At 70.0% G+C, this 25,777-nt stretch carries 23 protein-coding genes; 8 read left to right on the top strand and 15 right to left on the bottom strand.

The window, feature by feature from the left end; all coding sequences use genetic code 11:
• Positions 1-45 precede the first annotated feature (45 nt).
• Positions 46-957, bottom strand: a complete 912-nt coding sequence (locus tag D7X30_RS03590; RefSeq protein ID WP_120561390.1) for a DUF2381 family protein — start codon at positions 955-957, stop codon at positions 46-48.
• Positions 958-983: 26 nt separating this feature from the next.
• Positions 984-2,798, bottom strand: coding sequence for a serine/threonine-protein kinase (locus tag D7X30_RS03595; RefSeq protein WP_120561391.1), 1,815 nt, complete (start codon positions 2,796-2,798; stop codon positions 984-986).
• A 98-nt stretch (positions 2,799-2,896) separates the two neighbouring features.
• Between D7X30_RS03595 and D7X30_RS03600 the strand changes: the two genes are divergently transcribed.
• Entirely contained in the window at positions 2,897-3,262 is a 366-nt protein-coding gene (locus D7X30_RS03600; RefSeq protein ID WP_120561392.1) for a helix-turn-helix domain-containing protein, read from the top strand.
• Between the two features lie 4 nt (positions 3,263-3,266).
• Here D7X30_RS03600 and D7X30_RS03605 read toward each other — a convergent pair whose 3' ends face one another.
• The 4 genes from D7X30_RS03605 to D7X30_RS03625 form a co-directional block, all read right to left on the bottom strand.
• On the bottom strand, positions 3,267-4,430 hold the full coding sequence (locus D7X30_RS03605) for a serine/threonine-protein kinase (RefSeq protein WP_120561393.1): 1,164 nt from the start codon (positions 4,428-4,430) through the stop codon (positions 3,267-3,269).
• Positions 4,431-4,630: 200 nt separating this feature from the next.
• A complete protein-coding gene (locus D7X30_RS03610; RefSeq protein ID WP_199724152.1) occupies positions 4,631-4,990 on the bottom strand; it encodes a DUF2019 domain-containing protein in 360 nt (119 codons plus the stop codon).
• Positions 4,984-6,255: a hypothetical protein gene (locus D7X30_RS42205; RefSeq protein ID WP_199724153.1), complete on the bottom strand. Its 1,272-nt coding sequence runs from the start codon at positions 6,253-6,255 to the stop codon at positions 4,984-4,986. The genes D7X30_RS03610 and D7X30_RS42205 overlap by 7 nt, the downstream gene beginning before the upstream one ends.
• 365 nt (positions 6,256-6,620) lie before the next feature.
• Positions 6,621-7,178, bottom strand: a complete 558-nt coding sequence (locus D7X30_RS03625) for a helix-turn-helix domain-containing protein (protein WP_120561396.1) — start codon at positions 7,176-7,178, stop codon at positions 6,621-6,623.
• A gap of 90 nt (positions 7,179-7,268) precedes the next feature.
• Between D7X30_RS03625 and D7X30_RS03630 the strand changes: the two genes are divergently transcribed.
• On the top strand, positions 7,269-7,985 hold the full coding sequence (locus D7X30_RS03630) for an SDR family oxidoreductase (RefSeq protein ID WP_304984670.1): 717 nt from the start codon (positions 7,269-7,271) through the stop codon (positions 7,983-7,985).
• Entirely contained in the window at positions 7,982-9,004 is a 1,023-nt protein-coding gene (locus D7X30_RS03635) for an S-adenosylmethionine:tRNA ribosyltransferase-isomerase (RefSeq protein WP_199724154.1), read from the top strand. The genes D7X30_RS03630 and D7X30_RS03635 overlap by 4 nt, the downstream gene beginning before the upstream one ends.
• A gap of 4 nt (positions 9,005-9,008) precedes the next feature.
• Here D7X30_RS03635 and D7X30_RS03640 read toward each other — a convergent pair whose 3' ends face one another.
• The 5 genes from D7X30_RS03640 to D7X30_RS03660 form a co-directional block, all read right to left on the bottom strand.
• Positions 9,009-10,232 (bottom strand): zinc-dependent alcohol dehydrogenase, encoded by a 1,224-nt coding sequence (locus D7X30_RS03640; protein WP_120561399.1) that lies wholly within the window; start codon positions 10,230-10,232, stop codon positions 9,009-9,011.
• A gap of 163 nt (positions 10,233-10,395) precedes the next feature.
• Positions 10,396-11,916 (bottom strand): Ppx/GppA phosphatase family protein, encoded by a 1,521-nt coding sequence (locus tag D7X30_RS03645; protein WP_120561400.1) that lies wholly within the window; start codon positions 11,914-11,916, stop codon positions 10,396-10,398.
• A 118-nt stretch (positions 11,917-12,034) separates the two neighbouring features.
• Entirely contained in the window at positions 12,035-12,622 is a 588-nt protein-coding gene (locus tag D7X30_RS03650) for a hypothetical protein (protein ID WP_120561401.1), read from the bottom strand.
• Between the two features lie 86 nt (positions 12,623-12,708).
• Complete coding sequence (locus tag D7X30_RS03655; protein WP_120561402.1) at positions 12,709-13,644, bottom strand: DUF3396 domain-containing protein; 936 nt, start codon at positions 13,642-13,644, stop codon at positions 12,709-12,711.
• A complete protein-coding gene (locus tag D7X30_RS03660) occupies positions 13,641-14,447 on the bottom strand; it encodes a hypothetical protein (protein WP_147443085.1) in 807 nt (268 codons plus the stop codon). The genes D7X30_RS03655 and D7X30_RS03660 overlap by 4 nt, the downstream gene beginning before the upstream one ends.
• Positions 14,448-14,682: 235 nt before the next feature.
• Here D7X30_RS03660 and D7X30_RS03665 point away from each other — a divergent pair, with 235 nt between their 5' ends.
• Positions 14,683-15,696, top strand: a complete 1,014-nt coding sequence (locus D7X30_RS03665; RefSeq protein ID WP_233591402.1) for a serine/threonine-protein kinase — start codon at positions 14,683-14,685, stop codon at positions 15,694-15,696.
• A gap of 10 nt (positions 15,697-15,706) precedes the next feature.
• Here the strand turns inward: D7X30_RS03665 and queF are convergent, their stop codons facing one another.
• Positions 15,707-16,072 (bottom strand): preQ(1) synthase, encoded by a 366-nt coding sequence (gene queF, locus D7X30_RS03670; RefSeq protein ID WP_120525213.1) that lies wholly within the window; start codon positions 16,070-16,072, stop codon positions 15,707-15,709.
• Positions 16,073-16,273: 201 nt separating this feature from the next.
• Between queF and D7X30_RS03675 the strand changes: the two genes are divergently transcribed.
• Complete coding sequence (locus D7X30_RS03675; RefSeq protein ID WP_120561405.1) at positions 16,274-18,178, top strand: ATP-binding protein; 1,905 nt, start codon at positions 16,274-16,276, stop codon at positions 18,176-18,178.
• Between the two features lie 51 nt (positions 18,179-18,229).
• Here D7X30_RS03675 and D7X30_RS03680 read toward each other — a convergent pair whose 3' ends face one another.
• From D7X30_RS03680 to D7X30_RS03690, 3 genes are read right to left on the bottom strand one after another with little or no spacing between them, the layout of a single operon-like run.
• Positions 18,230-18,973: a carbohydrate deacetylase gene (locus D7X30_RS03680; RefSeq protein ID WP_120561406.1), complete on the bottom strand. Its 744-nt coding sequence runs from the start codon at positions 18,971-18,973 to the stop codon at positions 18,230-18,232.
• A gap of 30 nt (positions 18,974-19,003) precedes the next feature.
• The gene (locus D7X30_RS03685) at positions 19,004-20,020 is read right to left on the bottom strand and encodes a PHB depolymerase family esterase (RefSeq protein WP_120561407.1); all 1,017 of its coding nucleotides are present in this window, start codon (positions 20,018-20,020) and stop codon (positions 19,004-19,006) included.
• A 9-nt stretch (positions 20,021-20,029) separates the two neighbouring features.
• The gene (locus tag D7X30_RS03690; RefSeq protein ID WP_233591403.1) at positions 20,030-22,192 is read right to left on the bottom strand and encodes a serine/threonine-protein kinase; all 2,163 of its coding nucleotides are present in this window, start codon (positions 22,190-22,192) and stop codon (positions 20,030-20,032) included.
• Positions 22,193-22,517: 325 nt separating this feature from the next.
• Between D7X30_RS03690 and D7X30_RS03695 the strand changes: the two genes are divergently transcribed.
• The 3 genes from D7X30_RS03695 to D7X30_RS03705 all read left to right on the top strand — a co-directional run bounded on the left by D7X30_RS03695 (position 22,518) and on the right by D7X30_RS03705 (position 25,696).
• Positions 22,518-23,798 carry an amidohydrolase family protein gene (locus tag D7X30_RS03695; protein ID WP_120561739.1) on the top strand — a complete coding sequence of 427 codons (1,281 nt, stop codon included), beginning with the start codon at positions 22,518-22,520 and terminating at the stop codon, positions 23,796-23,798.
• Between the two features lie 54 nt (positions 23,799-23,852).
• Positions 23,853-24,413, top strand: coding sequence for a redoxin domain-containing protein (locus tag D7X30_RS03700; protein ID WP_120561409.1), 561 nt, complete (start codon positions 23,853-23,855; stop codon positions 24,411-24,413).
• Between the two features lie 215 nt (positions 24,414-24,628).
• Entirely contained in the window at positions 24,629-25,696 is a 1,068-nt protein-coding gene (locus tag D7X30_RS03705) for a glycosyltransferase (RefSeq protein ID WP_120561410.1), read from the top strand.
• Positions 25,697-25,777: the final 81 nt, after the last annotated feature.

Here is a 25,777-nt window from a genome sequence, read left to right on the forward strand (position 1 = left end):
GTTTCCGAATGCTCTCCATTGCGCGGAGCCCAAACGCAGCTGTGACTATGGGAACGTCACGTTGCCCAGCGTGATGGTGCGGGGGCCATCCTCCCAGAGCTTCAAGGAGAACGGTCCCTGGATACCGGCCTCCGGGGCCTCGGCCTCGACCACGATGCTTGAGGTCTTGTCCAAGGGACGGGATGGCTGCAGCCAGATGCGGAGCACCTGCAATTCCGCTCCACTCCTGCTTCGAAGTGTCGCCCCCTTTGAGTTCCAGGGCTGCACCCCCGCCTTCGTCGTCAGCGTGACCACGACGGCAACAGCCCTCTTTGCGCGGTAGGTAATGACGGAGGTCGCCTCCAAGGCATTTCCAGAAGACAGAAGGATGTCCTTGGTCACGACACGCCCCGCCACACCATCCTTATCCAGGGTTCCGGTGGAGAGGAGCCCCGCCAGTCCGGCTGGGGCCTCATGCTCGGCCTCCAACCGTGACCTCTCATTCCGGCAGCGCTCCAATTCCGCACGGACCTCCCGGACCTCTTGTTGATAGGTCTCGAGCGTCCGCTTCCCGCGATAGACCTCAATGACGGGCTCCGCTTTCGCGGGATGCACCTGGAGGAGAAACGAGGCACTCACCGGAGCCGCGCCATCCTTGAAGCGCACGACGAGCCGGAAGTGCTCGCCAGGGATGACACGCGAAGAGGGAACCAGGCGGAGAGTGGCCTGCCCGATGTCCACCAGGGTGAAGCGCTCCCTCCCTTCCAGTTCGATGCCGTCACGCATCAGCTCCGAGTCGAAGTAGAGGCTCGTGGAGAGCCCTGCACTGACCGCGATTTCCGCGACGAATGGCGTCCCATCCGGGGACAGTTCAATGCGCCGGGCGCCCGGCACGGAGGCCGAACTCTCGGATTGGGCGAATGCCCCCACACTCGCGAACACGAGCGCCAGGAGGACCACCGTGGATGAAGAGGGCACTTGGCTGCATCTCCCAGGCAGGACTGCTACTCGAACTCACGCACTGCCTTCACGCTCACCGTGGTGAAGACCCGGGCGCTCGACGGTGAGTCGTCTCCAGGCTCCCTCGGCAGGCCCCGGCCTCCCTCCTCCGCGTAGACCTCCAGGCACACGGGAAAGCTGTCGCCTTGGTTGGTCGTCGCCCAGGTCAGGCGCCCGTAGACGCGGTCTCTCACGATGAGCCGGCCTGACAGTTCCGCACCGCCCCGCAGGTCTCCCACGTTCTCGGCCAGGAGAAATTGGGTGGGGCCTTCTGACACCGAGATGATGCGCGGTCGCGAGAAGTCGAAGGCTGCGATGTACTCGTCCCCCATCCTGATGCCCCATTCCTTCATGGCCTTCACCGCCCCTACAGGGCAGGGCTCTGGTGGTGGGGGCGGACGCACCTGAGTGCCGGGGCATCCCAGCAACGCAGTGCAGGTGGCCATGCCCGCCGCACGGGTCATGGCACTCCGGACCTTCTTCGCGGGCTTCGAGGAGAGCGGAAGGGAGGAAGTCTCTGGCATCTGCGTCGTCACGGTGGCGGCAACCTCCTGGAGCGTCGCGGGAAGGGCGACGGCCGCGGCGGTGGCCTCTGGCCCGCTGGGCGCCGCGGCCCGGTCAGATTGAGGCGACTTGTCCGTGGGCGCTACTTCCTGACGAAGCGTGACCACTCCTGGGAATCGCACCGTCCTGTGCAGCAGCAGCGCGCCCGCGGTGATCAACACCAGGGCCGTCACCACCACCGCCCACGCGCGCAAGGAATGTCGTGGCTTCGCCCTCGTCTCCGGCGGCGTGGCTCCGGCTTGCGTCGGTGGAGCCTCCAGCGGTGCACGCATGCCCCGCCTGTGCCTGTGCCTGGGACGGCTCAGCCACTTATCGAAGCTGTCCAGCTCGCTCTCCGTCGTCGCGGTGTCCTCAGCGAACGCGTCGCACAGGGGCACGTCCCACGCCGCGTCCGCGCCCCGCAGGACTTCCTCCAGCGCGGCCACGACAGCCAGGGCGCTCGGTGTGCGAGTCTCGGGCGTCTTTCCCAGAAGACGCAGGCACACGTCGCTCAACGCATGCGGCACACGCTCGTTCACTTCATGCGGTAGCGCGGGCGTCTGGGTGAGTACGGCTTCGATGAAGTCCGCGTCGTCCTCGCCATCGAAAGGCCTGCGCCCCGTCAGCAGCCAGTAGAAGACCACGCCCAGCGCCCAGAGGTCATCCGCCGTGCCCGCCTCGTAGCGGGCCCCGAGCACCCGGGCATGCTGCCGGAAGTACCTCCACGCTTCGGGCGCGCGGTACTCCGGCGTCCCGGGCGGGAGGATGTCCACCGTCAAATCACGCGCGCCGGTGTAGTCGCCAATGCCGAAGTCCACCACCTTGGCCGGTCCGTCCGAGGCGCGCACCATGATGTTGGCCTCCTTCACGTCCCGGTGCAGCACTCCCGCCGCATGCGTCGCGGCGAGCGCCCGCGCCACGTCCACCAACACCCGCGTCACCTGGCGCGCGGAGGGATTCTCCTCGTGGGCCCAGAGGTCCAAGCTGCGCCCGTCCACGTACTCCATCACGATGACCGCGAAGCGCGGCTCGCGTGGGGGCCACAGCCCGTAACCCTGGAGGCTCACGACGTGGGGGTGGTGAAGCTTCAGGAGGATGGAGACTTCTCGTTCCACCCGCTCGCCGGAACGCGGCAGGTACAGCAGCTTCAAAGCGAATGGCTGTCCCGCGTTGCGTGCGAGATACACCGTGCCGAAGCCGCCCTGTCCCAACTGGCGCTCCACCGTGTATCCCAGCACCTCCGCTCCGGGTGCCAGGATGGCGGGCGGTGGCCTCATGGCGTCCTCATTCCAGGTTCATGTGTCTCGCGCATGCGGCCTCCTCGCGAAGGCCCGAGGGGCTTCAGCGCATATCTCGGATACGCTGCGCGCCCTCCATGAATGAAGAACTTGGCATCACCATTGGCACGGCGGCACGCGCCGCCCGCGAGCATCTGGGACTGACGCAGGCCGAAGTCGCCGAGCGCATTGGACTGGTACACCCCGTCTACAGCCGCCTGGAGCGCGGCAAGATGCTGCCCAGCGTCCCGTCTCTCTATCGCCTCTGCCAGGAGCTTCGCGTCTCCCCTGAAGCGCTGTTGGGCCTGACCCCGTCGGGCGAGGTGCGTAAGGGCTCGAAGAAGCAGTCGCCCCGGGAAGACGGCGACGCGCCGGACCTGCGACGCCTGCTGCACCTCGCGCGCAAGCTGGACGCGGAGAAACTGGACGCACTCCTCCATGTCGCCTCTGCCCTGGCACGTTGAGGCGCTACTCTTCCGCCGGGCCTTCCTCTTCCATGCCTTCCTCGAAGAGGCCGCCCTCGCCAAACTCCACTACGTCCCGGAGCACGCGGCCCTCCGCCAGCAACCGCGCGACTTCATCCGCGGCCTCCTGGCGCCCGTAGCCCGGGTGTCGTCTGGCCAGGGCCGAGCGAAGGGCGTCGCGCAGGTCCGCCGCGGTGGCGAACCGTTCTTCAGGCTCGGCGCGCAGGGCCCTGTGCAGCAGTTGCTTCACCTCTGGTGAGAGCGGTCCCACCGCCGCCTCGACCTCCGTCGGGCCGAAGCAAGCCAGCAACACCCGCATCTGCGTCAGGGGCAGGGAAGGGAGGAACTCGACCTGCAACGGGCGCAGTCCCTCGGGACGCCGGGGCGCGTTCTGCACGTCGAAGGGATGCTTGCCGGTGAAGAGCTCCACCAGCAGCACGCCCAGGCTGAAGACGTCGGAGCGTGGCGTCAGTGCCAGCCGCTCCATGTATTCGGGTGAGGCATAGGCCACGTCACCCCGGACGAGGCTCGCGGGCGACTCCTCGCGTCCGATGACCACCGAATAAGCCGCTCCGAAGTTCACGAGCTTCACCTCGCCGTGCATCCCCACATAGACGTGCCGGGGATTGACGTCGCGGTGGATGATTCCCAGGGGCTTGCCCGCCTCATCCGTCAGCGTGTGCGCGTGGTGCAGCGCTTCGGCCAGCTCCGCTCCCACGTAGAGGGCGAAGGGCTCGGAGACGGGCTGGCCGCGCGCCACGCTCGCGCTCACCAGGGTCTCCAACGAGGGACCGTCGACGTACTCCATGACCACGTGCAGCGAGTCCTGGTGCACCTTGCGGTGGAACACCTGGGCGATGGCGGGGTGACGGAGCCGGAAGGCCAGCTGGATCTCCGCTCCCAGCCGCATGCGGCGTGGCGTGGTGGAGGGATTGGCCAGGCGCCGCACGAAGCAGAGCCCGGGCAGGGTGTCTCCCCGCTCCGGGAATCGGCGGGCGAGCATCAGCACCTCCCCTGTCTGCATCCGCACCAGCTCGCGGATGGCCTCGTAGCGGACGCCGTCGATGGTGAAGAGAGGCCGGGGCCGGCCGGGCGTGGGAGGCAAGACGTGACGGAACGGTGCGACCCGGGAGCGGGCCGGCTCGCTGCTGGATGGGGGCGTCGGCATGAACTCCTCGGGGCCAGGGCTCGGCGCGGCGGCGCCATCCGGGAGTCTGGACGTCATGAACCTGAAAAGTCCATTGGATTTGGACTTTAAAGGTCTGAATGGAAGCGGCGTGCGCTCCGCATGGGCATGTTCAGTCCTCCGTGGACTTCAGGTTCCCGGCCCGCCACTCGCTTCGAACGAGTGAGTGCTGAGCCATTCTCTCAAGCAGGGTCCAGGGACCAGGTTCCTTCTTCCCATCGCTTCAGGGCTTCCTGTGCTTCAAAGGGGATCAGCCCTTTGCCCTTCGCGGCCTCCTCCAACACGGCTCTGGCTTCGACGGTGCGATACCGCAGGAGCAGTGCCGCAGCGGCCGTTCGAACATCCATGCGCGGATGGGTGAAGAGGGTTGCGAGCGCGTCCCGTCCTACATCTCCGTGGGTCCTCAGCCGTTTGAACGCTGCGATGGATTCCTTCGCGTGCTTGTTCGCGGCTTTCGCGTCCCCTCGCATGATGGCCTCTGATTGCGCCGCTGCATGCTGCTCGAACTTCGCGACAAGCTTCTGAAGATCTTCCGTCACCATAGTCTGTTCCGAATGTTCTCGATGGCACGCAGCCCGAATGCACATTGGGCTTCGAATGATTGGGTGCTCAGCCATTGCCGGACGGTTAGCGACGTCGAGCCTGTGAGCCGATACTGGTGCGACGAATAGAACGCACTCACCGAGTTATGAACTGCCTTGTCGAGCGGGATGACGTTCTCCGTGTTGTGGAGCGCCTGGGGTCCGAAGCGAGCCACGTTCCCGTCGGTTTGTTCCACGACGTGGTGCCACTCCTTTCCATTCCCCGCCGGCCCCATGGCCCGCTTGAACGACTTGAAGGACGAGTAGCCCTTTGGGCCGCTCGGTGGCGAACCTCCACCGCTTCCATCTCCCGAGCCTGAATCATCGCCTCGCTGGAGGATGATGGCCGCACCGGGAGCGCTGCTCAACACCGCCGCCGTGCGTCCCACGGGGACCGAGATGCGCTCCAGCACCAGCGCCCCCTCCGCTGACAGCGACAGCACGGGCACCGTGGCGTCGATACCCGACGCCAGCCCCTTCAGTGTCCGCGTCGTGGCCGAGGTTGCTCCCCAGATGGCAACCACGCTCGTCGTCAATCGGGCCGTCTCGCGGATCTGCTCGCCGGCCGTCATGTACTGGAACCGCTCCCAGTACTCGGGCGAGGACGCGATGAGGGCCGCGATGCCCGCGGGGAGATTGCGCAGTCCCGCGATGCTGTCCGTGGGCCGGGAGAGGACCTGTCCCAGTGCGTGGTACAGCTCCACGAAGGCGTCCTCCGCGCCATCCAGCGAGCGGCTGACGACGTCCGCGTCGTCGTACACCTCGGCCAGCGGTCTGGAGTCCGACGCCCGGAGTTGCTCATCGACCGGGCGGAAGACCCCGCCCTTGCCACTGTAGAAACGTCCCAGTTCGAAGTTGCCCGCGCGGAAGGCGCCGTTCCTCCAAGCGATGGGCGCGACCTTCTGCTGTGTGCGCCCATTGAGTGCCCACGCGAGGTATCCATCTGGCCGCAGCACAGCCACCTGCTCGCGAGCGAAGCGCGTCACCCGCCGCGCCAGCTCCTCGCGGGAGACCTCTCCGCGCTCCAACACCTCGCGCAGCAGGAAGCCCGCAGCCATGCGCGGCGGGAAGGTACCGAGCGTCACCGGCTTCTCCATCAGCCGGCCCAGCACCTCCACTGCGTCGTCCGGAGTGAAGGGATTGCGGCGCAGGGGCAGTTCGTCCACGTCCTCCATGCCGGCGCGCACCAGCAGCTTCTCGAAGGCGTCCACATCCAGGAGGCCCATCTCCAGGGCCTGCCGCGAGACCTTCCCAGGAGGTGCGAGGATGACCGTCCCCGCAGGGATGCGGACGGGTTGACGCCGGTGGAGTCGTTGACTGCCTTCCTCCTCGTCGGACGCGTCCAATGCATGCGAGGCGCTTTGCCGGAAGGCCCGTGAACTGCTTCTCGTGGAGGAAGTCTCCACGCCCGCGCAGCCCACCAACAGAAAGGCCGCGAACAGCGCTACGACACCCACGCGCATCGTCTATCTCCGGGGAGTCCACCTGGGAGGGGAATGCCCTGAATGCTTCCACCCGGGTCCGACATGACGTCGGCATCGAGGCGCGACAGCCCGGTGCTGCGGTGTCTCGGCTTCAGGCAAGGTCACTCTCAGAGCGACGGCGCAAGCAGCACGACGGAGTAGCCCACCGCCGTGCGCGCACCGGGGTTCTCATAGGAGTGCTTCTGGTCTCCCCGGAAGACGACGACGTCACCGGCCTCCAACACGAAGCGTTCCCCACTGGCCACCAGCGCCAGCGTTCCGGTTTCACAGGCCAGGTACTCGCGCGTGCCCGGCGTGTGCGGCACGCCGGTGATGCGCGCCTTGGGCGGCAGCTCCATCCGGTCGAACTCCATGCCCGGCAGCGGATCCGGCAGGAGCTTGCGCAGGAAGGCCGCGCCTCGTTGCTTCATCGGCAGGCTGTCTTTCCGGTAGTGCCGGGCGCTCGCCTTGGGCCGGGCCAGCAGCTCCTCCAGTGACACCTGCAGCGCCCCCGCCACCCGGTGCAGCACCGACAGCGTGGGGTTCGCCGCGCCGGACTCCAGATGCGCCCAGGTGGCCCGGGGCACGCCCGCCAGCTTCGCGAGCTGCACCTGCGTGGCCCCTCGTGTCTCCCGCAGCGTCCTCAGGTTGCGCGCCAGCCTGCCTGGAAGGTCCTCTTCGCTCATACGCTGGCATTCTGCCAACACATTGGCGCCCATGCCATCCCGTCGGCACCCATCCGCTATCCATGCCTCAAGGAGAGACACGCCATGGACATGCGGAATCAAGCAGTGCTGGTGACGGGCGCGAGCCGGGGACTGGGCCGGGCCCTGATGGAGGCCTTTGCCCGGCGGGGCGCCCGGGTGGTGGGCGTGGCGCGCGACGCGAAGGCGCTGGAGGCGGCGGTGGCGCCCCTGAAGGCGCGAGGACTGGCGGTGCACGGGCTCGCCTTCGACGTGGGGGACAAGCAGGCCATCTACCCGCTGGTCGGCGCCGCCACCGCGCTGGTGGGCCCGCTGGACGTCCTGATCAACAACGCGAGCACCCTGGGCCCCACACCCCTGCCGCTCCTGCTCGACACGGCGTGCGAGGACGTGTCGCAGGTGCTGGAGGTCAACCTGCTGGGGCCCTTCCGTCTGACGAAGGCCGTCGCGGGGAGCATGGTCGTCCGGGGCCGGGGACTCATCCTCAACATCACCTCCGACGCCGCCGTGTCCGCCTATCCCCGCTGGGGCGCCTACAGCATGTCGAAGGCCGCGCTGGAGCACCTGACGCGCATCTGGGCCTCTGAGTTCGAGGGCAGCGGCGTGCGCCTGCTCACCGTGGACCCCGGTGACATGGACACGACCATGCACCGCGACGCGCTCCCGGACGCCGACCCCGCGACGCTGGCGAAGCCGGAGGACGTGGCCGCGCGCATCCTCGCGCTCGTGGAGGCCCGGGACACCGCGTCCGGCCTGCGCTTCGAGGCCGCGAGATGGGAGGCCGCATGAACGCCGCACGCTGGCCCCGGGAACACCCCGATACCGCGAGGCTCCTGCACGTGGAGCCCCGCCGCGAACGCTTCACCGACACCGTCGCCTCGGAGCTGCCCCAACTGCTGCGCGAAGGCGACCTGCTGGTGATGAACGACGCGGCCACGCTGCCCGGCTCCCTCACGGGCCGCACCGGCTCGGGCGCCGCCATCGAGCTGCGACTCCTCTCCCGCGAACCCGACGACACCTGGACCGCCGTCCTCTTCGGCGCGGGAGACTGGCGACGGCGCACCGAGGACCGGCCCCCACCGCCGGAGCTCCCCGTGGGCGCACGCCTGGAAGTCGGCGGACTCACCGCGCGAGTGGTGGAGGTGCTGCCCCCATCCCCCCGGCTCCTGCGCGTGGCCTTCGACCGGACCGGTGCGGCGCTCTGGCAGGCCCTCTACTCCGCGGGCCGTCCGGTGCAGTACGCGTACACAGCGGGGCCGCTCGCGCTGTGGCACGTGCAGACGCTCTACGCCTCACGGCCGTGGGCCGCGGAGATGCCTTCCGCGGGCCTGCCCCTCACCGCGTCCGTGCTGCTGCGGCTGAAGGCGCGCGGCGTGCGCTGGGCGTCCCTCACGCACGCGGCGGGCCTCTCCTCCACGGGCGACGCGGCGCTGGACGCGGCGCTGCCCCGGCCCGAACGCTCGGACATCCCCGAGCGCACCGTGTCGCTGGTGGAGGAGACTCGGGCTCGGGGTGGACGTGTGGTGGCGGTGGGCACCACCGTGGTGCGTGCACTGGAAGGGCGCGCGACGCAACACGGGAGGCTGGTGCCGGGCGAGGACGTGACGGACCTGCTGCTCGGGCCCGGCTACGTGCCCCGGGTGGTGCACGGGCTGCTCACCGGCGTGCACGACCCGGGGAGCAGCCACCATGCGCTGCTGCAAGCCTTCACGCCGCTTCCGCTCCTGCTCCGGGCCTCGGCGCACGCGGAAGCGGCGGGCTACCTGGGACACGAGTTCGGCGACACGTGCCTCATCCTGGATTCGTGACGCGTCACTGGAGCGTGGCGCCCGGCTCCAGCTCCACCTTCACCCAGCCCGGCTTGCGCAGGTCGAAGTTGCGGTATGCGTCGATGGCGGAGGCCATGGACTTCACGTGGCTCAGGATGGCCGTGGGGTCCACCGTGCCGGAGCGCACCAGCTCCAGCAGCTTGGGGATGTACTTGCGGTGGTTGCAGTTGCCCATGCGCAGGGTGAGGTTCTTGTTCATCGCCTCGCCAATGGGGAACGCGGTCATCGTCTGCGGATACACGCCGATGATGGACAGCGTGCCCGCCTTGGCCAGCGACTGCACCGCCCACTGCGCGGCCTGCGACGGCGCGTCGCCGGGCACCCAGTTGTCCCCGTCCGGCTTCTGCTTGGGCGCGACCTGCTCCACCTCGCGCTTGAACCCGGGCTTCTCCACCTTGGCTTTCTTGGCGGCCGGACCGTGGTGCGCGTGCTGCGCGTCCACGCCCACCGCGTCGATGGCGCGGTCCACGCCGATGCCCGCCGTGAGGCGCTTGAGCGTCTCCACCGGGTCCTCCTGCTCGAAGTTGATGACCTCCGCGCCCTGGGCCCTCGCGAGCGTCAGCCGGTCCTCGTGGCTGTCGATGGCGAAGACACGGCCCGCGCCCAGGAGCCTCGCGCTCACGATGGCGAACAGGCCCACCGGGCCGCAGCCGAACACCGCCACGGTGTCACCCGGTTTGATCTCCGCCATCTCCGCCCCGAAATAGCCCGTGGGGAAGATGTCGGAAACCATGATGGCCTGGTCGTCGGTGACGCCTTCGGGCACCTTCACCATGGTGACCGCCGCGTGCGGGATGCGCGCCTTCTCCGCCTGCATGCCGTCGAAGGGACCCGTCATCTCCGGCCCGCCGAAGAAGGCGGTGCCCGCGGCGGGGCCGTTGGGGTTCGCGTCGTTGCATTGGGCGTAGTAGCCCGCGCGGCAGTACGAGCAGTTGCCGCACGCGATGGTGGAGCAGATGACCACGCGGTCGCCCACGTTGAAGTTGCGCACGTCCTTGCCCAGCTCCTCGATGACACCCACGCCTTCGTGGCCGAGGATGGTGCCGGGCTTCATGCCCGCCATGGTGCCGCGGATCATGTGCAGGTCCGTGCCGCAGATGGCGCTGGCGGTCAGCCGGATGATGGCGTCCGTGGGCTCCTTCAGCTTCGGCTCCGGGACGTCGTCCAGCCGGATGTCCCCGATGCCATGGAAAACGACTGCCTTCATGTTCCGCTCCTTGCCCCGCCAGGGCCTCGAAAGACGTGAAGGCCCACGGCGCCTTCGCGAAGGCACACGGACCCGTTCGTCTGGACTCTGGGCACGGCGGTGGGGCCGGGCAGGACCGGCGCCGCGCTCCCTCTGCTGGAGAGCGGGCGGGGAGGCAGTGGCCCTAGCGTCCCGTCGAGTGGACCTGGAAGGCGAGCCGCTTGCCGAACACCTTGCGGAAGGCCACGACCTCGCGCTCGGCGTTCCACAGCTCCAGGTCGAGGGGGTGGCGGGCGTGCAGGTGCAGCGTCACCGCCTCGCGGCCGTCCGTCACCTTGAAGTCGCGGATGGGCTGGTGGTGGCTGTGGTCCAACGCGTTCGCCAGGCGCAGCAGCGTGGCCAGCTTGCGCACGCGCCGCGCTTCGGACGGAGTGAGCCCGGCCATTCCGGAGTGGGACAGCTCCGGCGGGGAGCGCCGGTGGTAGCGGGCGACGCGCGCGATGATTTCACGCTCGCGGTCCGCGAGGCCCGGGATGTCCGCGTTGTGGATGAGGTAGTACGTGTGGCGGTGGTGGCGCTCGTAGCTGACCGCCGTGCCGATGTCGTGCAGCAGCGCGGCGACCTCCAGGTGCGGGCGCACGGACAGGGGCAGTTGGTGCAGTGAGGCCAGGCTGTCGAAGAGGGTCAGGGACAGGCGGGCGACCTGGCGGGCGTGCTTCTCGTCGAAGCGGAAGCGCTGGCCCATGACGAGGGCCGCGTCCGCGAGGCTGTGGTCCTCGCGCGTTTCGTCCTGACGGTAGAGCAGGTCCACCAGCAGGCCGTCGCGCAGGCCGCGGTTGACGACGCTGACGGACTCCACGCCCAGGTGGCGCGCGACGCCCTCCAGGATGACGGCGCCGGAGACGATGATGTCCGCGCGGCGCGGGTCGAAGCGCTTGCGGCGGCGCTCCGGCGGCATCTTCGCCAGGGACTCCACGGTCTGGGTGAGCTGTCGCACGGTGGCATTGCCTCCGTTGTCCGCGGCGGCGAAGCCGACCACGGCGCCAATGGTGCCGGACGAGCCCAGCGCCACGCGGGGCAGGGCGGGGAGCTTCTCCGGGAGTGTCTTGTGAAGGGTCTCCTCCACGAAGCTGCGCATCAGCCGCAGCTGCTTGGGCGTCACGGTGCGCGCGGTGTCGAACACCTCCGTGAGGCGCACGGAGCCCAGGGAGAGGCTCCAGAGCTCGTCGGCCTTCTCGCCGGTGGCGATGGCGACCTCCGTGCTGCCACCGCCGATGTCCACGAGGAGCGAGCGGGTGTTGGCGGGCTTCCTGTGCAGCACGCCCAGGCAGATGAGGCGGGCCTCCTCCTTGCCGCTGACGACCTCCAGCTCCAGGCCCGCCTCCTCGTGCACGCGGCGCACGATGTCCTGCTGGTTGCGGGCCTCGCGCAGCGCGCTGGTGGCGACGGCGCGCACCTGGGCCTTGTGGCGGCGGCAGAGCGCGGCGTAGCGGCGCAGGGTGGACAGGAGGCGGTCGGCCGTCTCCGGGGGCATCTCGCCGGTGGTGAAGACGCCCTCGCCGGGGCGGATGGGGTCTCGCTCCTGGTGGAGGGTTTCAAGCGAGCCCTCGGCGTCCGGGCGGGCCAGCTCCAGGCGCACGGCGTTGGTGCCCACATCGATGGCGGCGAGGACGGGAGTCGGGGAGGGGCGTGCTGGAAGGGCCATGGGCTCGCGGACGAAAACGCCTGGAGGGGCACGGTCCTTCCGGGCCGTGTCCCTCCAGGTGGGGGCGTTTCCTAGCGTAGCCGTGTGACAGCCGTGTGGCGTTGGTGAAGATGGGGCTTCAGGAGGGGGAGACGCCGGATTCATCCTGGGCGCCGTCGGAGCGGATGATGCGGGAGCGTTCCTGCAGTTCGCGCCAGTTGGCCTCGTACTGATCGCGGGCGGTCTTCCAGACATGCCCGTGCGCGTTGCGCAGGTTCTTGAGCATCTCGCCGGAGGTCTTCAGGCCGCGCGTGATGAAGTCGAGCTCCTCGCGGGTGAGGAGCGAGTCCTCGGCCCGGGTGCGCTTGTGGGAGGCGACCCAGCGGTCCATCTGCGCGCCCAGCTCCTTCAGCTCGGCTTCGCGCTGGCGCTGGTAGCCTTCGCGGAGCTCGCCCCACCGGCTGCCCGCGTGGTCCAGGTGCTCGCGGAATCGGCTGCGGGCCTTCTCCGCGCCGGCTTTGACGCGGTCCCAGTCGCGCTGGTCCGCGCGGCGGAGCGCCTGGATCTCGCGGTTGACGTCGTCGTTGAAGGCACGGGCGCCGGTGAGGACATCGAGGGTGTCCTCACTGTCGGCCAGGTCCGCCTGGGCTTCGATTTCGCGGAAGCGAGCGGTCGCCTCACTCTGCTCGGCCTCCATCTTCTGGATGTATGCGTCCCGTTCCGTCATGGCGTCCTCCCAGGCACGTTGAATGGAAGAAGCATGGGAACGCCCGCGGGGCGGTGCAGGGCGGAGGGGGACGGGAGACGGAGCGCTCAGTCGAGGAAGCGGCGCTGCCAGCGGCGCGTCGTGGTGAAGAAGTCAGAGTCCTCTGCCCCGGCCTCCTGGTAGAGCCATGGTTCGAGCACGCGCGCGAGCTCCCGGTAGGCAGGCAAGGTCTGTCCCTGCTCGGTGTCGCCGGCCTCCGGCCATGGGCCCAGCGTGACGACAGCCCGGTCTGGACCCAGTGCTTGCACGGTGGTGCCCGGCGAGTGCAGCCGGGAGCGCAGACCTTCCACTCCCCCCAGTTCATGGAGGACCGGTGGACCCAGGAAGTTCATCCAGGCCGGGGCGCGGACTCGCGTGCCCAGGTCCCGGGCCACATCGTCGAATTCAAGCACGTCCATGGCCGGATGGCGGAAGCTCAATGCCTTCACCTCATCGCGGACGACAGATGCCAGAGGCTCGCCGTTGAATGAAAGACCCGCATGGCCTGAACCGAAGGGGAGGATACCGGCAATCTCAATCGCCAGTGCTCGGAAGCGCTCGGGGCCCTGGGCTTCCAGGAACTCCGTGGGGAAGGTCAGCCGCAGTGCGCTGACGGCGTCCGGCCAATGGAGGTCTTCGGGGGGGCGATCGAGCGCGTACCCCACGTAATGGAACTTGTACCGGTGGGGTTCCGTGGGAACGTCCGAGGTGGATCCACCCAGCAATTGAAGATGGCAGACATCTTCGTCGTGAAGGCGATGATGGATGAGCTTCCAGCTCTCCGTGTCGATTGTCTGCCATTGGCCGTCGAGATCTCCATAGAAGCCCAGGGCGTCCTTTCCAATGGCCTCCCGATAGAGGTCGAGCGCCCGCTGTATCCGAGGCTTCAAGGCGTTGTGCGCGTGCGGCATGAAGAGACACAACTGGAGGCCGTCATTCACGGCGAGGAGGTCTGGCCCGAAGTCATCTCTGATGTAGATCCGAACGCGGGGCAGGCTTGTCATCGGAGTATCCCCCACCTGGGAATGACGCGGAGAACCTGCTCATGGCCTAGATTGAAGGCGTCCATATAGGTGTTTTTCTGTGTCGGATCGGTGGGCGAAGCGCTCTTTGAAAGGGGCCGCCACCCGGGCGCGGAGGTCGTGGCGGCGTTCGAACAGAAGAACTTGAAATCGTAGACCGCGCTGACCCGGATGAGGTCACCGGAGTGAATGACAACGTCCGGTGAGACCGTCCCCTTCAGCTCGTACAGGAACCGGGGCTGCTTGAGCAGTTCGACCTCTTGGCGACTCAAGGGCGTGAAGGTGCCGGTGCGTTGAGCAAGGCGGTAGGTCGGCTCGATGCTGAAGCGCCCTGGAATCACGGCCTCCAGGCCCTCTGCGGCGCACGCCAGCGCCACGGCGTGCATCTGTTCCCCCAGCCAGATGGCACGGGACACGGTCTCGCCTCGAGCATTGCGAACCAGTTCGTTGCACTGCTCGACCGTAGGGTCCTTCCCATCGTGATACCGGAGCATCACCTCCGACCGTGCATCCTCCGCGCATTTCTTCAGCACGGACTCCACTGCCCGTTTCGCCTCCGCGTCCAGGGCCAGCTTCGCCCCCGCCATCAGCGTGGCCACTTGCGCCGCGCGTGGGACGGGCACCACCGACTCCTGCCCGACGCACAGCGCAGGCTGGGTCCGGCAGGTGTTCGACACCGAGTCCATGCCCTGCTGCGCATACGTGCGCGGACGTGGCCCCGCGCAGCCGCCCAGCCCCACCGCCACGAACACCCACAGCCAATCCGTCCGGCGTCCCAGTCCCATGTCCCCATCCTGCCAGTCCCCGCGCCACAGGTAGGCCCCCTGGCGTGAGACAGCGACACCGCGCCTTTCCATCACACCTGTGCGAACCCACCTCGCCAGGGAGGGCCCATCGACGCATGAGACGTGAATCGATACCCTGCGGCCCGTGACCGTCGCCGCCGCAGAGAAGAGTGAGAGGATCCGTCACCGCAAGATTGGCGCCTGCCGCGTGCTCGGCGAGCTGGGCCGCGGCGGCATGGCGTTGGTGTATCGCGGCCTGCATGAGCTGCTTCAGCGCGAGGTCGCCATCAAGGAGCTGCTCCCCGAAGGCCAGCGCGACCAGGAGGCCCTGTCCCGCTTCCGCCGCGAGGCGCTGGCGCTCGCCGCCTTCCGCCACCAGAACATCGTCACGCTCTATGACCTGGTGGAGAAGAACGACAGCCTCTTCATGGTCATGGAGTACGTGGACGGTCCCACCCTCCACGGCCTCATCAAGGACGGCCCGCTGCCCCCGGACGTCGCCGCCGTCATCGGCGCGCGCATCGCCAGCGCGCTCGACCACGCGCACTTCCGCCGCATCATCCACCGCGACCTCAAGCCCGCGAACGTCATGCTCACCAAGTCCGGTGAGGTGAAGCTCATGGACTTCGGCATCGCCAAGGACGTCAGCCTCGAAGCCCTCACCCAGCAGGGCATGGCCGTGGGCACGCCGTCGTACATGTCCCCGGAGCAGGTCACGGGCGCGCCCATCGACGCGAGGACCGACATCTTCTCCCTGGGCGTGCTTCTCTACGAGGCCCTCTCCGGCACCCGCCCCTTCGTGGGCAAGACGGCCGGCGAAGTCTTTGCCCGCATCCGCGACGGCAAGTTCACGCCGCTCCAGAAGGTGGCTCCGAACGTGCCGCCACCGCTCGCGCGCATCGTGAAGCGCGCGCTGTCGGTGAAGCCGGAGGCCCGCTTCCCGGACGCCGCGGCCATGCGCCGCGAGCTGGACCTGTTCCTCGCCCACGAGGTGCGTGTGTCCCACCCCGCGCTGCTCGTGGCCTTCCTGCGCTACCGCGAGAAGCTCACGGAGACGGAGGCCCTGGCCCACCTGACCCAGCAGGAGCTGGGTGTGCTGGACGTCTTCGCCACGAAGAAGCCCTCACGCGCTCCGAGCAAACTCAAGTGGGTGCTGGCCGCGCTCACCGCCGGCATCGCGGCGGCGGGCACCGGCCTCTACCTGTCCCAGTCCCAGTGGGTGCCGCTCCTGGAGCAGCTCACCCGCTGAGAGGCGTGGCTCAGGCCTGCTTCTTCTTGTCGTGCGTGACGGTGACGATGGTCCCGATGCCGCCGCGCACGAAGAAGTCACCCACCACCGTGAGCTTGCGCGGCTGGATGGCCTTGATGATGTCGTCCGCGATGGTGTTGGTCACCTTCTCGTGGAAGGCGCCCTCGTTGCGGTAGGACCACATGTAGAGCTTCAGGCTCTTGAGCTCCACGCACAGCTGATCCGGCACGTACTTGATGGTGAAGCGCGCGAAGTCCGGCTGGCCCGTCAGGGGGCACAGGCAGGTGAACTCCGGCACGTCGAAGGCGATCTCGTAGTCGCGATCGGCGGCGGGGTTGGGGAAGGTCTGGATTTCCTTGGACGGCTGAGAGGACATGCGCTGTCGTGTAGCACACGTTCGGCGCGTGTCACCGCCCTCCACAACGGCGCCTCCCTGGCTGCCCGGTGCCGGCTCTGTTCGGGTCCCAACGTGCCGCGACCCTCCGGGACAGGAGAACGTCCGGGGGTGGTTGGCGATCATGCTCGGGGATTCCTATCTCCCTCCGGCGACCCCTGTTGCGAGCGCGTCCCGCCCCTCATGCTGCCACCCAATGACGTCGAGGATGTCCTCTCGTGCCTGCCCCAAGCGCTCCTGCGTGTGGGTCCTGACTTGCGCGTCCAATGGTGCGAGGAGGGCTTCGCGGCCAAGACGGGCGTGACGCTCTCCCCGGGCAGCACCCTGCTGGAGGCCCTGGAGCCCGGCCGCAGCCTGGACGCCCTGGAGCGCGCCATCCGCGAGCACCGGGCGCACTCCGGCCACGTCATCACCCGCACGCTCCGGCAGGTGCGTGTGCAGGTGAAGCCCACCCACACGAACGGCACGGCCGGGGCGTGGCTGGTGGTGGAGCCGTCCGGCGTGGACGACGAGGGCGCGTTTTCACAGGCCGTGCGGGAGATTGCTCGCGCGGTGGGTGAGTCGCTGGAGGTCGACCGCGTCTGCTCGGCCGCCGTGGTTTCGCTGGTGCGGTGTGCCCAGGTGCGGCGCGCGGAGGTGTTCCTCTACGAGGAGGACGACGCGACGCTCAAGCGCATGGCGGTGTCGGACCTGGAGGGCCTGGACGCGCCGCAGGACGCGTTCGACCCGTCCGAGGACCCCTACCGTCAGGCCCTGGCCCTGCGCCAGCCACAGCTGGGCATCCAGCGTGGTTACGGCGACGCGGTCGGCTCCGTGTTCGCGGCGGTGCCGCTGTGCGCGCCGCGCCGCACGGTGGGGCTGCTGCTCATCTACAAGGAACAGGGCGCGTCCTTCTCCGTGCGTGAGCTGGAGATGTGGAGCGCGGCGGCCAGCCAGCTGGCGGTGGCGGTGGAGAACGCGCGGCTGTTGCGGGAGGCCCAGTCCGCCCTGCGCGTGCGCGAGGAGTTCATGTCCATCGCGTCGCACGAGCTGAAGACGCCGCTCACGCCGCTGAAGCTGGGCCTGTACTCCATGGAGCGCCGCATCGCCGCGGGGCAGTCGGTGTCGCTCTCGAGCGTGCTCAAGTCCAAGCGGCAGGTGGACCGGCTCGCGGGGCTGGTGGAGGACCTGCTGGACGCAAGCCGCCTGGAGCTGGGCCGGCTGGCGCTGGACTCGTCGCCATTGGAGGTGGGGCAGCTGGTGGCGGAGGTGGTGGACCACTTCCGGCACGCCTTCGAGCGCCCCTTCACGGTGGACGTGCCGCATGACGGCGTCTGGGTCCTGGGGGACAGGGACCGGCTGGAGCAGGTGCTGGTGAACCTGCTGGAGAACGCGCACAAGTACAGCCCGGCGGGGGCGCCCATCGCGGTGCGGGTGGGGCGCACGGGCGAGTCCGCGCGCATCCAGGTGCAGGACCACGGCATCGGGATTCCGGGCGCGGATCAGGCGCTGGTGTTCCAGCGCTTCTACCGGGCGCGCAACGTGTCGCACCGCAACTTCGGTGGGCTGGGGCTGGGCCTGTTCATCAGCCACTCCATCGTGAAGATGCACGGCGGCGCGCTGGCGCTCCGCAGCCGCGAGGGCGAGGGCTCCACGTTCCTCTTGGACCTGCCGCGCATGCCCGCGCACGAGGTGCGGAGGCTGCCCCGGCGCGTGCTGGTGCTGGACGAGGACTCGAATCAGGAGGCCACGGCGGAGCGCACCCTGCGGGCGGAGGGCTTCGAGGTCTTCACCGTGCAGAGCGGCGCGGAGGCCCTGCGCAAGGCGACGCACCTGCCGGTGGACCTCATCGTCCTGTCCACGAGCGCCACGCAGTCCGCGGTGGGCAGCTTCCTGGAGACCTTCGCCACGCTGCCCCGCGCGCGGCCGGTGCCCATCCTGCTGGCGGGGGATGCGCGGCCGTGGTGGGCGCAGGAGAACGCCGCGCTGTGTCCCCGGCCGTACCGCCCGGAGGAGCTGCTCGCGGGTGTGCGCACCGTGCTGACGCGCGAGAAGCGCCGGACGCTGACGCCGGTGGAGTCGGAGCTTCCGCTCGTCACGCCCGCGTGAGACTGCCCGTGCGGAGGACGCTGAGGCCGGTGGAGTCGGAGCTTCCGCTCGTCACGCCCGCGTGAGTGGGGCCTCGCGCAGGACGTGGAAGTCCGTGGGGCGCACTCCCGCTTGTTCCAGGGCCGTGCGCGAGCGGGCGTCCACGAAGGTCGTCCACTCCACCTCGCGCTGCGCGGCGTAGCGCGTGGTGACGAGCTCGGGCAGGTGGCCGGGGTGACACATCCACTCCGTGACGCCTTCCGCGGGCAGCGCCGCCAGGGACTGGGAGAAGCGCTTCGGCGTCCAGTACGCCGTCGCGCCGGACTCGCCCACGAAGTGGTCGTTCGTGGCCACGCCCCGGGCCCTCAGCGCGCCGCGCATGTCCGCGTCGATGGAGCGCACCGGCAGGCCCGCGCGCCTCGCGACGCGTGACAGTCCCTCCAGGACCTGGGGATGCCGGTGCAGGTGCTTGTGCACGTCCAGGTGCGTGGCGGCCTGGCCCAGCAGCCGTTCCAGCCGCTCCAGTTGCGCGAGCGCCTCCGCCTCCACCACGTCCGCGGGGAGCGTTCCCACTCGGGTTCCGTCGAGGCTTCCATCGACGGTGCTCCACTCGCGCGGGAAGCCAGGGGCCACGGGCGCGCCCCGGTCCAGGTTCAGGTGCAACCCGATGGCGAGCCCCCGGGCCTGTCTCGCGGCGGACTCGGAGTCCGGTGCGTTCACCAGCAGGGTGGCGGAGGAGACGACGCCCTCGCGCAGTGCCTGGAGGATGCCTCGGGTGATGCCCGGGTCGTAGCCCAGGTCATCGGCGTTGATGATGAGGGCGCGGGGCGGCGTGGCTTGCCTCCTTCAGGGGCGGGGACGCGCCTGGAAGAAGCGCCACATCTGGAGGGACGCGTCCAGGTCCGTCGTGCCGCCATTGTAGAGCGGCTGCCCAGGCCACGCATGCTTGCCGCCGGTGACGGTGCACAGGCTCGCGGTGGCGCTCTCCGGCTGGCAGCCCGTATACGCCACGCAAGTACTGTTGCCCTGCTGATACGTCTGTTGCTGGGGGCCGGTGCAGCCGTTGAACTCCGCGAAGCGGCGCACGGACTCCGGAGCGGACGGGTAGGGCTTGCCGCCGATGACGTTGCTGCCTCCGTCGTAGAAGATGGTCTCGTCGGCGCTGCCGTGGATATGGAGCACGGGGATGGGACGCGACGGGCGGCAGTCCGTCACGCCCTCCATGCCCGACACGGGCGCGATGGCGGCGATGCGCTGCGCGCGCTCACAGGCCAGCCGGTAGGAGAAGAAGCCGCCGTTGGAGAAGCCGTTGGCGAAGACGCGGCGCGGGTCGGTGCACACGCGGGTGTCCAAGTCCGCGAGCAGCGCGTCCACGAAGCCCACGTCGTCCACGTTGGCAATCTGCGCCGGGCCACAGCACGCCTCGCCGTTCCAGCCCCGCGTGTCGGGTTCGCCCCGGCCGTAGATCTCCGGGAAGTTGAGTCCACGCGGGTATACGGCGATGAAGCCCTCCGCGTCGGCCAGGGTGGAGAAGCCGGTCAGCTGCTCCTGCTCCTGCTCGGTGGAGCCGAAGCCGTGGAAGCTGAGGACGACGGGCGTGGGCTTCGTGGCGTCGTAGCCGGTGGGGACGTGGACGCGGAAGGCGCGGGTGTGGCCGCCGTGCTCGACCGTCCAGTCGTAGGTGCCGGGCGTCACGGTCAGGCCCGCGCAGGCCGTGCGGTCCGCGGGGGCCACGTCCCCGGCCGGGTTGCCCGGAAGCTCCGTTTCGTCATCGGGCGGGGTGTCGGAGTCGTCCGTGGAGCCGCACGCGGTGGCGGTCAGCAGCAGGCTGGACGCGGCGAGGGCGAGGAGGCGAAGGCGCATGGATGGAAGCTAGTCCCCCGTGCCGCACTCTGCCGAGAGGGCCTGTGCCCGGTCCGGGAACTTTTCCGCCAGCGTACGTTTCACCTCGGCCACCCGGGCGGCATCGCCTTCGTGGACGTGCAGTTGGCAACGGGCGGTGAGGGCGCGGGGGTCGTCCGGGGCCAGACGCTCGGCCTCCCGGTATTCGCGCTCGGCGCCGCGCAGGTCGCCCTGCCGGAAGAGGACGGCGCCCAGGTAGGAATGGGCCACCGCGAGCGAGGGGGCCTTGCGCTGCGCGCGCTTGAGCAGGGCGACGGCGTCGTCCAGCTTCTCCTGGCGGAAGCGCACGAAGCCCAGCTCCGCCAGGGACTCGGCGTCGTCGTGCTGGCGCGTCCAGGCGGACAGCACGGTGGCGGCCTCGTCCAGCCGGCCTCCCTGGGACAGGAGCTGGCCGTAGCGGGGCGCGACCTTCGCGGAGCCCGGCGCCTGCGCGTACGCCTTCGCGAGCGCCGTCAGCGCGCCCGGCACATCCCCCTGGAGGGCCCGCAGGTCGGCCAGGGCCAGCGGCGCGCGGACGTCCTTGGGGGCCAGGGCGGTGGCCTCGTCGATGGCGCGTTCCGCGCGCTTGCCCATGCGCAGCTCGGTGGCGGCGCGCGCGGCGAGCAGGTGCGCCTCCGCCTCCTTCGGGAAGCGCGAGGTGTAGGCCTCCGCCAGCGCCAGGGCCTGCGGGTGGGCGCCCGCGTCGAGCAGCAGCGTGCCCGCGCGAGCCAGCTCCTTGGCCGTGGCGCGCACGTCCTTGCCCAGCCCGTCCAGCGCGGACACCTTCGCCTCCGCCGTGGTGGCGGCTTCGGCGGCGGCGATCCTCGCGGGGGGCGGCAGGTCCGGGCGCCGCAGGTACCACGTGGCCCCCGCGCCCAGTCCGCCCAGCGCGAGCACACCCGCGACGATGGCGATGATTCTGCGCGACCGGGGAGCTCCACGCGACGCCGGGTCGCGAGCACCCGCCGGAGCTTCTCCGCGTCCCTTGCTCACGGACGCCGGGGAGGCCACGCCGTGCGCGGCGCCCTCCGCCGGGTTTCCCGAGGTCGCGACCGGAATCTCCGCCGTCATGGGCCGGGTCGAACCGCGAATCGACACGGTGTGGGTGCCCAGGGGCGGAAGAGGACGTGAAGCCGGCGGAGCGGCGGCCGGCGGTGGCGGCACGGGCCAGGACGGAATGCCCTGCACACCGAACGGCGGGAGCACGTCCATGCCGGGGGCTCCATCCGCGCCCGAATTGGACGGATCCGCGAGCCTCGCGTTGCGCAGCGCCAGCCGCTTGGGGTCACGGTCCGGCGGAAACAGCGTGTCCAGGTACGCGGCCACCTGCGCCGGCGCGGCGACCTCCGCGGGCCCGCCCAGCAGCTCGATGGCGGCGATGAACGTCTGCAGGCTGTCGAAGCGCGCCTCCGGGTCCTTCGCGAGCGCCTTGAGACACACCGTCTCCAGCGCCTGCGGCACCGACGGGTCGAACGCGGTGGGCGGCTTCGGCCTTCCTTCGGAGATGCGCGTGAGCACCTCTTCGGTGGACATGCCGGTGAAGGGCCGCCGGCCGCACAGCTGCTCGTAGAGCATCACCCCCGCGGCGAACAGGTCCGCGCGGTGGTCCACGCTGCGGCCGGCGATCATCTCCGGCGACATGTAGAAGAACTTCCCCTTCAGCGTCCCGGGCTCCGTCCCCGACCCCAGCGCGTCCGCCTTCGCGATGCCGAAGTCGATGACCTTCACCGCGCCGTTCGCCCCGACGTGGATGTTGTCCGGCGTGAAGTCGCGGTGGACGATGCGCAGCGGCCGGCCCGCCTCGTCCACGGCGCGGTGCGCGGCGTCCAATCCCCGGCACGCATCCACCAGCACGCGCAGGGTGATGCCCAGCGGAACGCGCTGGCCACGCTCGGCGGCCTCCTGCCGCACCTCCGCGAACGAGCGACCCTCCAACAGCTCCATGGCGATGAAGGGCTCCCCGCCCTCCATGCCCAGCTCCAGGATGGACACCACGTTGGGGTGGCGCACCTGCGCGGTGATGCGCGCCTCGTTGAGGAACATCTGCACGATGCGCCGGTCCGCGACCAGGTGCGGCATCAGCCGCTTCACCGCCACGGCCGGACCGCGCTGCCCGTCCAGGCTGATGGCGCGCGCCAGATACACCTCCGCCATGCCGCCTGTCGCGATGCGCGCGCTCAAGCGGTAGCGGCCTGCCCAGGAAACGCCGGGTTCCGACACCAAGGTGGCGGCAGTCTACGGGCCCGCGCCCCCGGCGCCCAACGTCATGACGCGCCGCCTGCCTGCTTGTCCCCGGTCCCCCCGCGCATGCCCACCGTATTGGGCCGGCCGGGACGACGGGTGTGGGTGCAGGGATGTGTGGAGCCGATGACGGAGGACGGGCCGGGAGTGCTAACGTCCCCCGCCTCAAGCGTGACCCCTAAGGGGAGGGGGCCGCCTTCACGAACCTCGCGTACCGTCGCGGATGCAGGGAGGGATGTTGGGCACCGTCCTCAAGGGTGGTTTCGTCGTCGAATTGGAGCCCGCGTCCGTGGAGCGGGTGGACCTGCGCATCGAAGGTGAGCGCATCGTGGCGCGGGGCGAGGACCTTGCGCCCGGCCCCGACGACGAGGTGGTCGCGCTGTCCGGCAAGCTCGTCTTCCCGGGGCTCGTCAACGCCCACCACCGGCTGGCGACCGTGCTGTCGCGCGGCCTGGTCCGTCCGATGCCCACGTCCTACCAGGCCCTGCTGGAGCAGGTGCGCTGGCCCTTCGAGAACGCGCTGGACCTGGACGCGGTGCAGGTGGCCGCCACCGCGAGCGGCCTGGAGTCCATCCAGTGCGGCACCACCACCTTGTTTGATTTGCACGCCTCGCCCAAGGCGGTGACGGGCTCGCTCTTGCGCTCGGCGCGCGGGCTCCATGAGGTGGGCGTGCGCGGCGTGCTGTCCTACGCGGTGACGGACCGCATGGGCGCGGTGGGCCGCGAGGAGGGGCTGGAGGAGACGGTCAGCTTCTCGCGCAAGGCCCGGGGCCGCTTCCGCGGGCAGGTGGGCGCGGGCCCCTGCTTCACGCTGGGCGACGACGCGCTCCAGGGCCTGGGCGAGGCGCTCAACACCACCGGCACCGGGCTGCACTTCCCGCTCGCGGAGGATCCGCTGGACGAGCGGCTGTCCACCGAGCGCCACGGCAACCCGCCGGTGACGCGGCTGCTCACCAGCAACCTGCTGTCGCCCCGCGCCATGGCGGCGCACGCGGGTCACCTGGCGTGGGCGGACCTGGCGCAGGTGCTGGCCACGGGGACGTGGTTCCTGCACACACCGCGCTCCAACCAGGGGCAGGAGGTGGGCTACGCGCCCGCGCTGAAGTTCGGGGCGCGCGCGTCGCTGGGGACGGACGGCACGTCGCCGGACCTGTTCGCGGAGGCGCAGGCGGCGTATCTGCGCTCGCGCGAGGCGGGGCAGCCCATCGACGTGCTGCGCTACCTGGCCAACGGCCACCGGCTGGCGTCGCAGGTGTTCGAGGCGGCCATCGGCCCTATGCGCGAGGGCGCGCTCGCGGACCTGCTGGTGCTGGACTACCTGTCGCCCACGCCGCTGACCGCGGAGACGCTGGCGTGGCACGTGGTGCACGGGCTGGGCAGCCGCCACGTGGAGGCGGTGATGGTGGACGGCGTGTGGCGCGTGTGGGCGCGCAGGCCGCTGTCGGTGAACCCCACCGTGGTGGCCGAGCAATCGCGCGAGGCCGCCGCCGCCGTGTGGGCCCGCATGGAGTCGCCGTAGAGCCTGGGGGCGCGGGGACTTGTCGCGGTGTCCGGGGCCCGTTAAGTCCCGGGCATGCTCAACTCCCTGCTCGTCGTCGGATGGCTCAGCGCAGCGATTCCCCAGGTGGGTGAAACCGCCCCGGACTTCACGGTGAAGGACACCGCGGGGACGACCTACACGCTGTCGGAGATGGTGAAGAAGGGGCCCGTCATCGTGGCCTTCTTCCCCAAGGCGTTCACCAGCGGCTGCACGAAGGAGCTGACCGCGTACCGTGACCGCTACAAGGACATCGAGCAGGTGCAGGGCCAGGTGCTGGCCTTCTCCACGGACGACGCGGAGACGCTGGCGCGCTTCAAGACGGAGCTGAAGGCGCCCTTCGTGTTCGTCCCGGATCCGGACGGCAAGGTGGTGGGCGCGTACGACGTGAAGATGCCGGTGATGACGGTGTCCAAGCGCTACACGTTCGTCGTGGGCGAGGACCGCAAGGTGCTCAATGTGAGCGAGGGCAAGGACGCCATCGACGTCTCGGGCGCCATCGCCGCGTGTCCCCTGCGCAAGGGCGGCGCCGCGAAGCCCGCGGCGGCCCCGGCGGGAAACACGCCGCCCACCCAGGCCGCGCCCGCGACGAAGTAGCCCAAGGTGCTCTGGCTTCCGGGACAAGGGCACGGTCCACTCGCGGACGTCCTCATGGCACGCGCGGGCCGGACGCTGGCCGTGCCGTTGAGGAGTTCACGCGGCACGAGGCCTGCTGGCTTGTCCGCCCCGGTCGCGGAGCGATAGCCCTGGGGCATGCCGCGCGCGGGGCGTCCTCCGTCCGCCGGGCTGGGGGCGTGAGGAGGCCCGAGTGGATGGACATCGTCTTCCTGGGCCCCGTGTGCCGGGCCACCGCCGAGGCACAGGCGGCCACGGCCCCGAGACAGCTCGCGCAGGCGCTCCGGAGGCGCGGACACACGGTCCTCTTCCTGGAGCGCACGGCGCCCGGTGCACGTGGGGAGGAGCCCTCCGCCGCCGAGCCGTACCTGGACCTGGCGGACCTGCACGCGCGCTTCCATTCGCGGGTGCGCCGCGCGGACCTGGTGCTGGTGGACGCGGACGTGCCGCAGGTCGCGGACGTGAGCCGCTGGGCCACGAACACGGCGCGGGGGCTCACGGTCTTCTGGGACCGGGACACGCCCCGGACGCTGGCGCGGCACGCCCTTCGGGAGGACCCCGCCTGCATGACGCCGGACCTGTTCACGGGCTACCGGCTCTATCTCTGCTCCAGTGGAGGCCCGGTGCCCCGTCAGCTGGAGCGCGAGTGGGGCGTGGCCCGCGCGCGCGTGTTCCTGCCGGGCGTGGACGCGGAGCACTTCGCGCCTGGAAGCGGGCGGACGCGCTGGGACCTGGGGTACGCGGGGCCGTCGTCGCCGGAGCGGCGGGGACTCTTGACGCAATGGCTGCTGGGCGCCGCGCGCGGCTGGCCCGAGGGGCGCTTCGTGCTCGCGGGCACGCTGTCTGCGGTGGATGACGCCTGGCCCGCCAACGTGGCGAGGCACGAGGCCCCGTCACTCCCGGAGCACGCGGGCTTCCTCGGTGCGCAGCGCTTCACGCTGGCCCTGTCCCAAGCCGAGCACACGCCGGGGGCGAACCTGTTCGAGGCCGCGGCCTGTGGAGCGGCGCTCATCTGCGACCCCTGGCCGGGCCTGGAGGACGTCTTCTCGCTGGGCGAGGAGGTGATGGTCGCCCGCACGGAGCAGGACGTGCTGCGCTACCTGCTCGCGATGCCGGAAGCGGACCGGCGCCAACTGGGCATGCGGGCCCGGGCCAGGGTCCTGGCTGAACACACCGTGGCCCACCGGGCGCTGCAGTTGGAGCAATACGCGAGCGAAGCGGAGCGCGGAGCCGCGTGGATGGCCCCGGTCCGCTCGCTGAACTGAGTGTCCGGAGTCCGGGGCGCCGAACGTGAAGCCCGGTCGGCGGCGAATCGCACGAACCTGTCCGACAGTCGGACAGGTTCT

Source organism: Corallococcus sp. AB011P (assembly GCF_003611605.1).
Lineage (GTDB): Bacteria > Myxococcota > Myxococcia > Myxococcales > Myxococcaceae > Corallococcus > Corallococcus coralloides.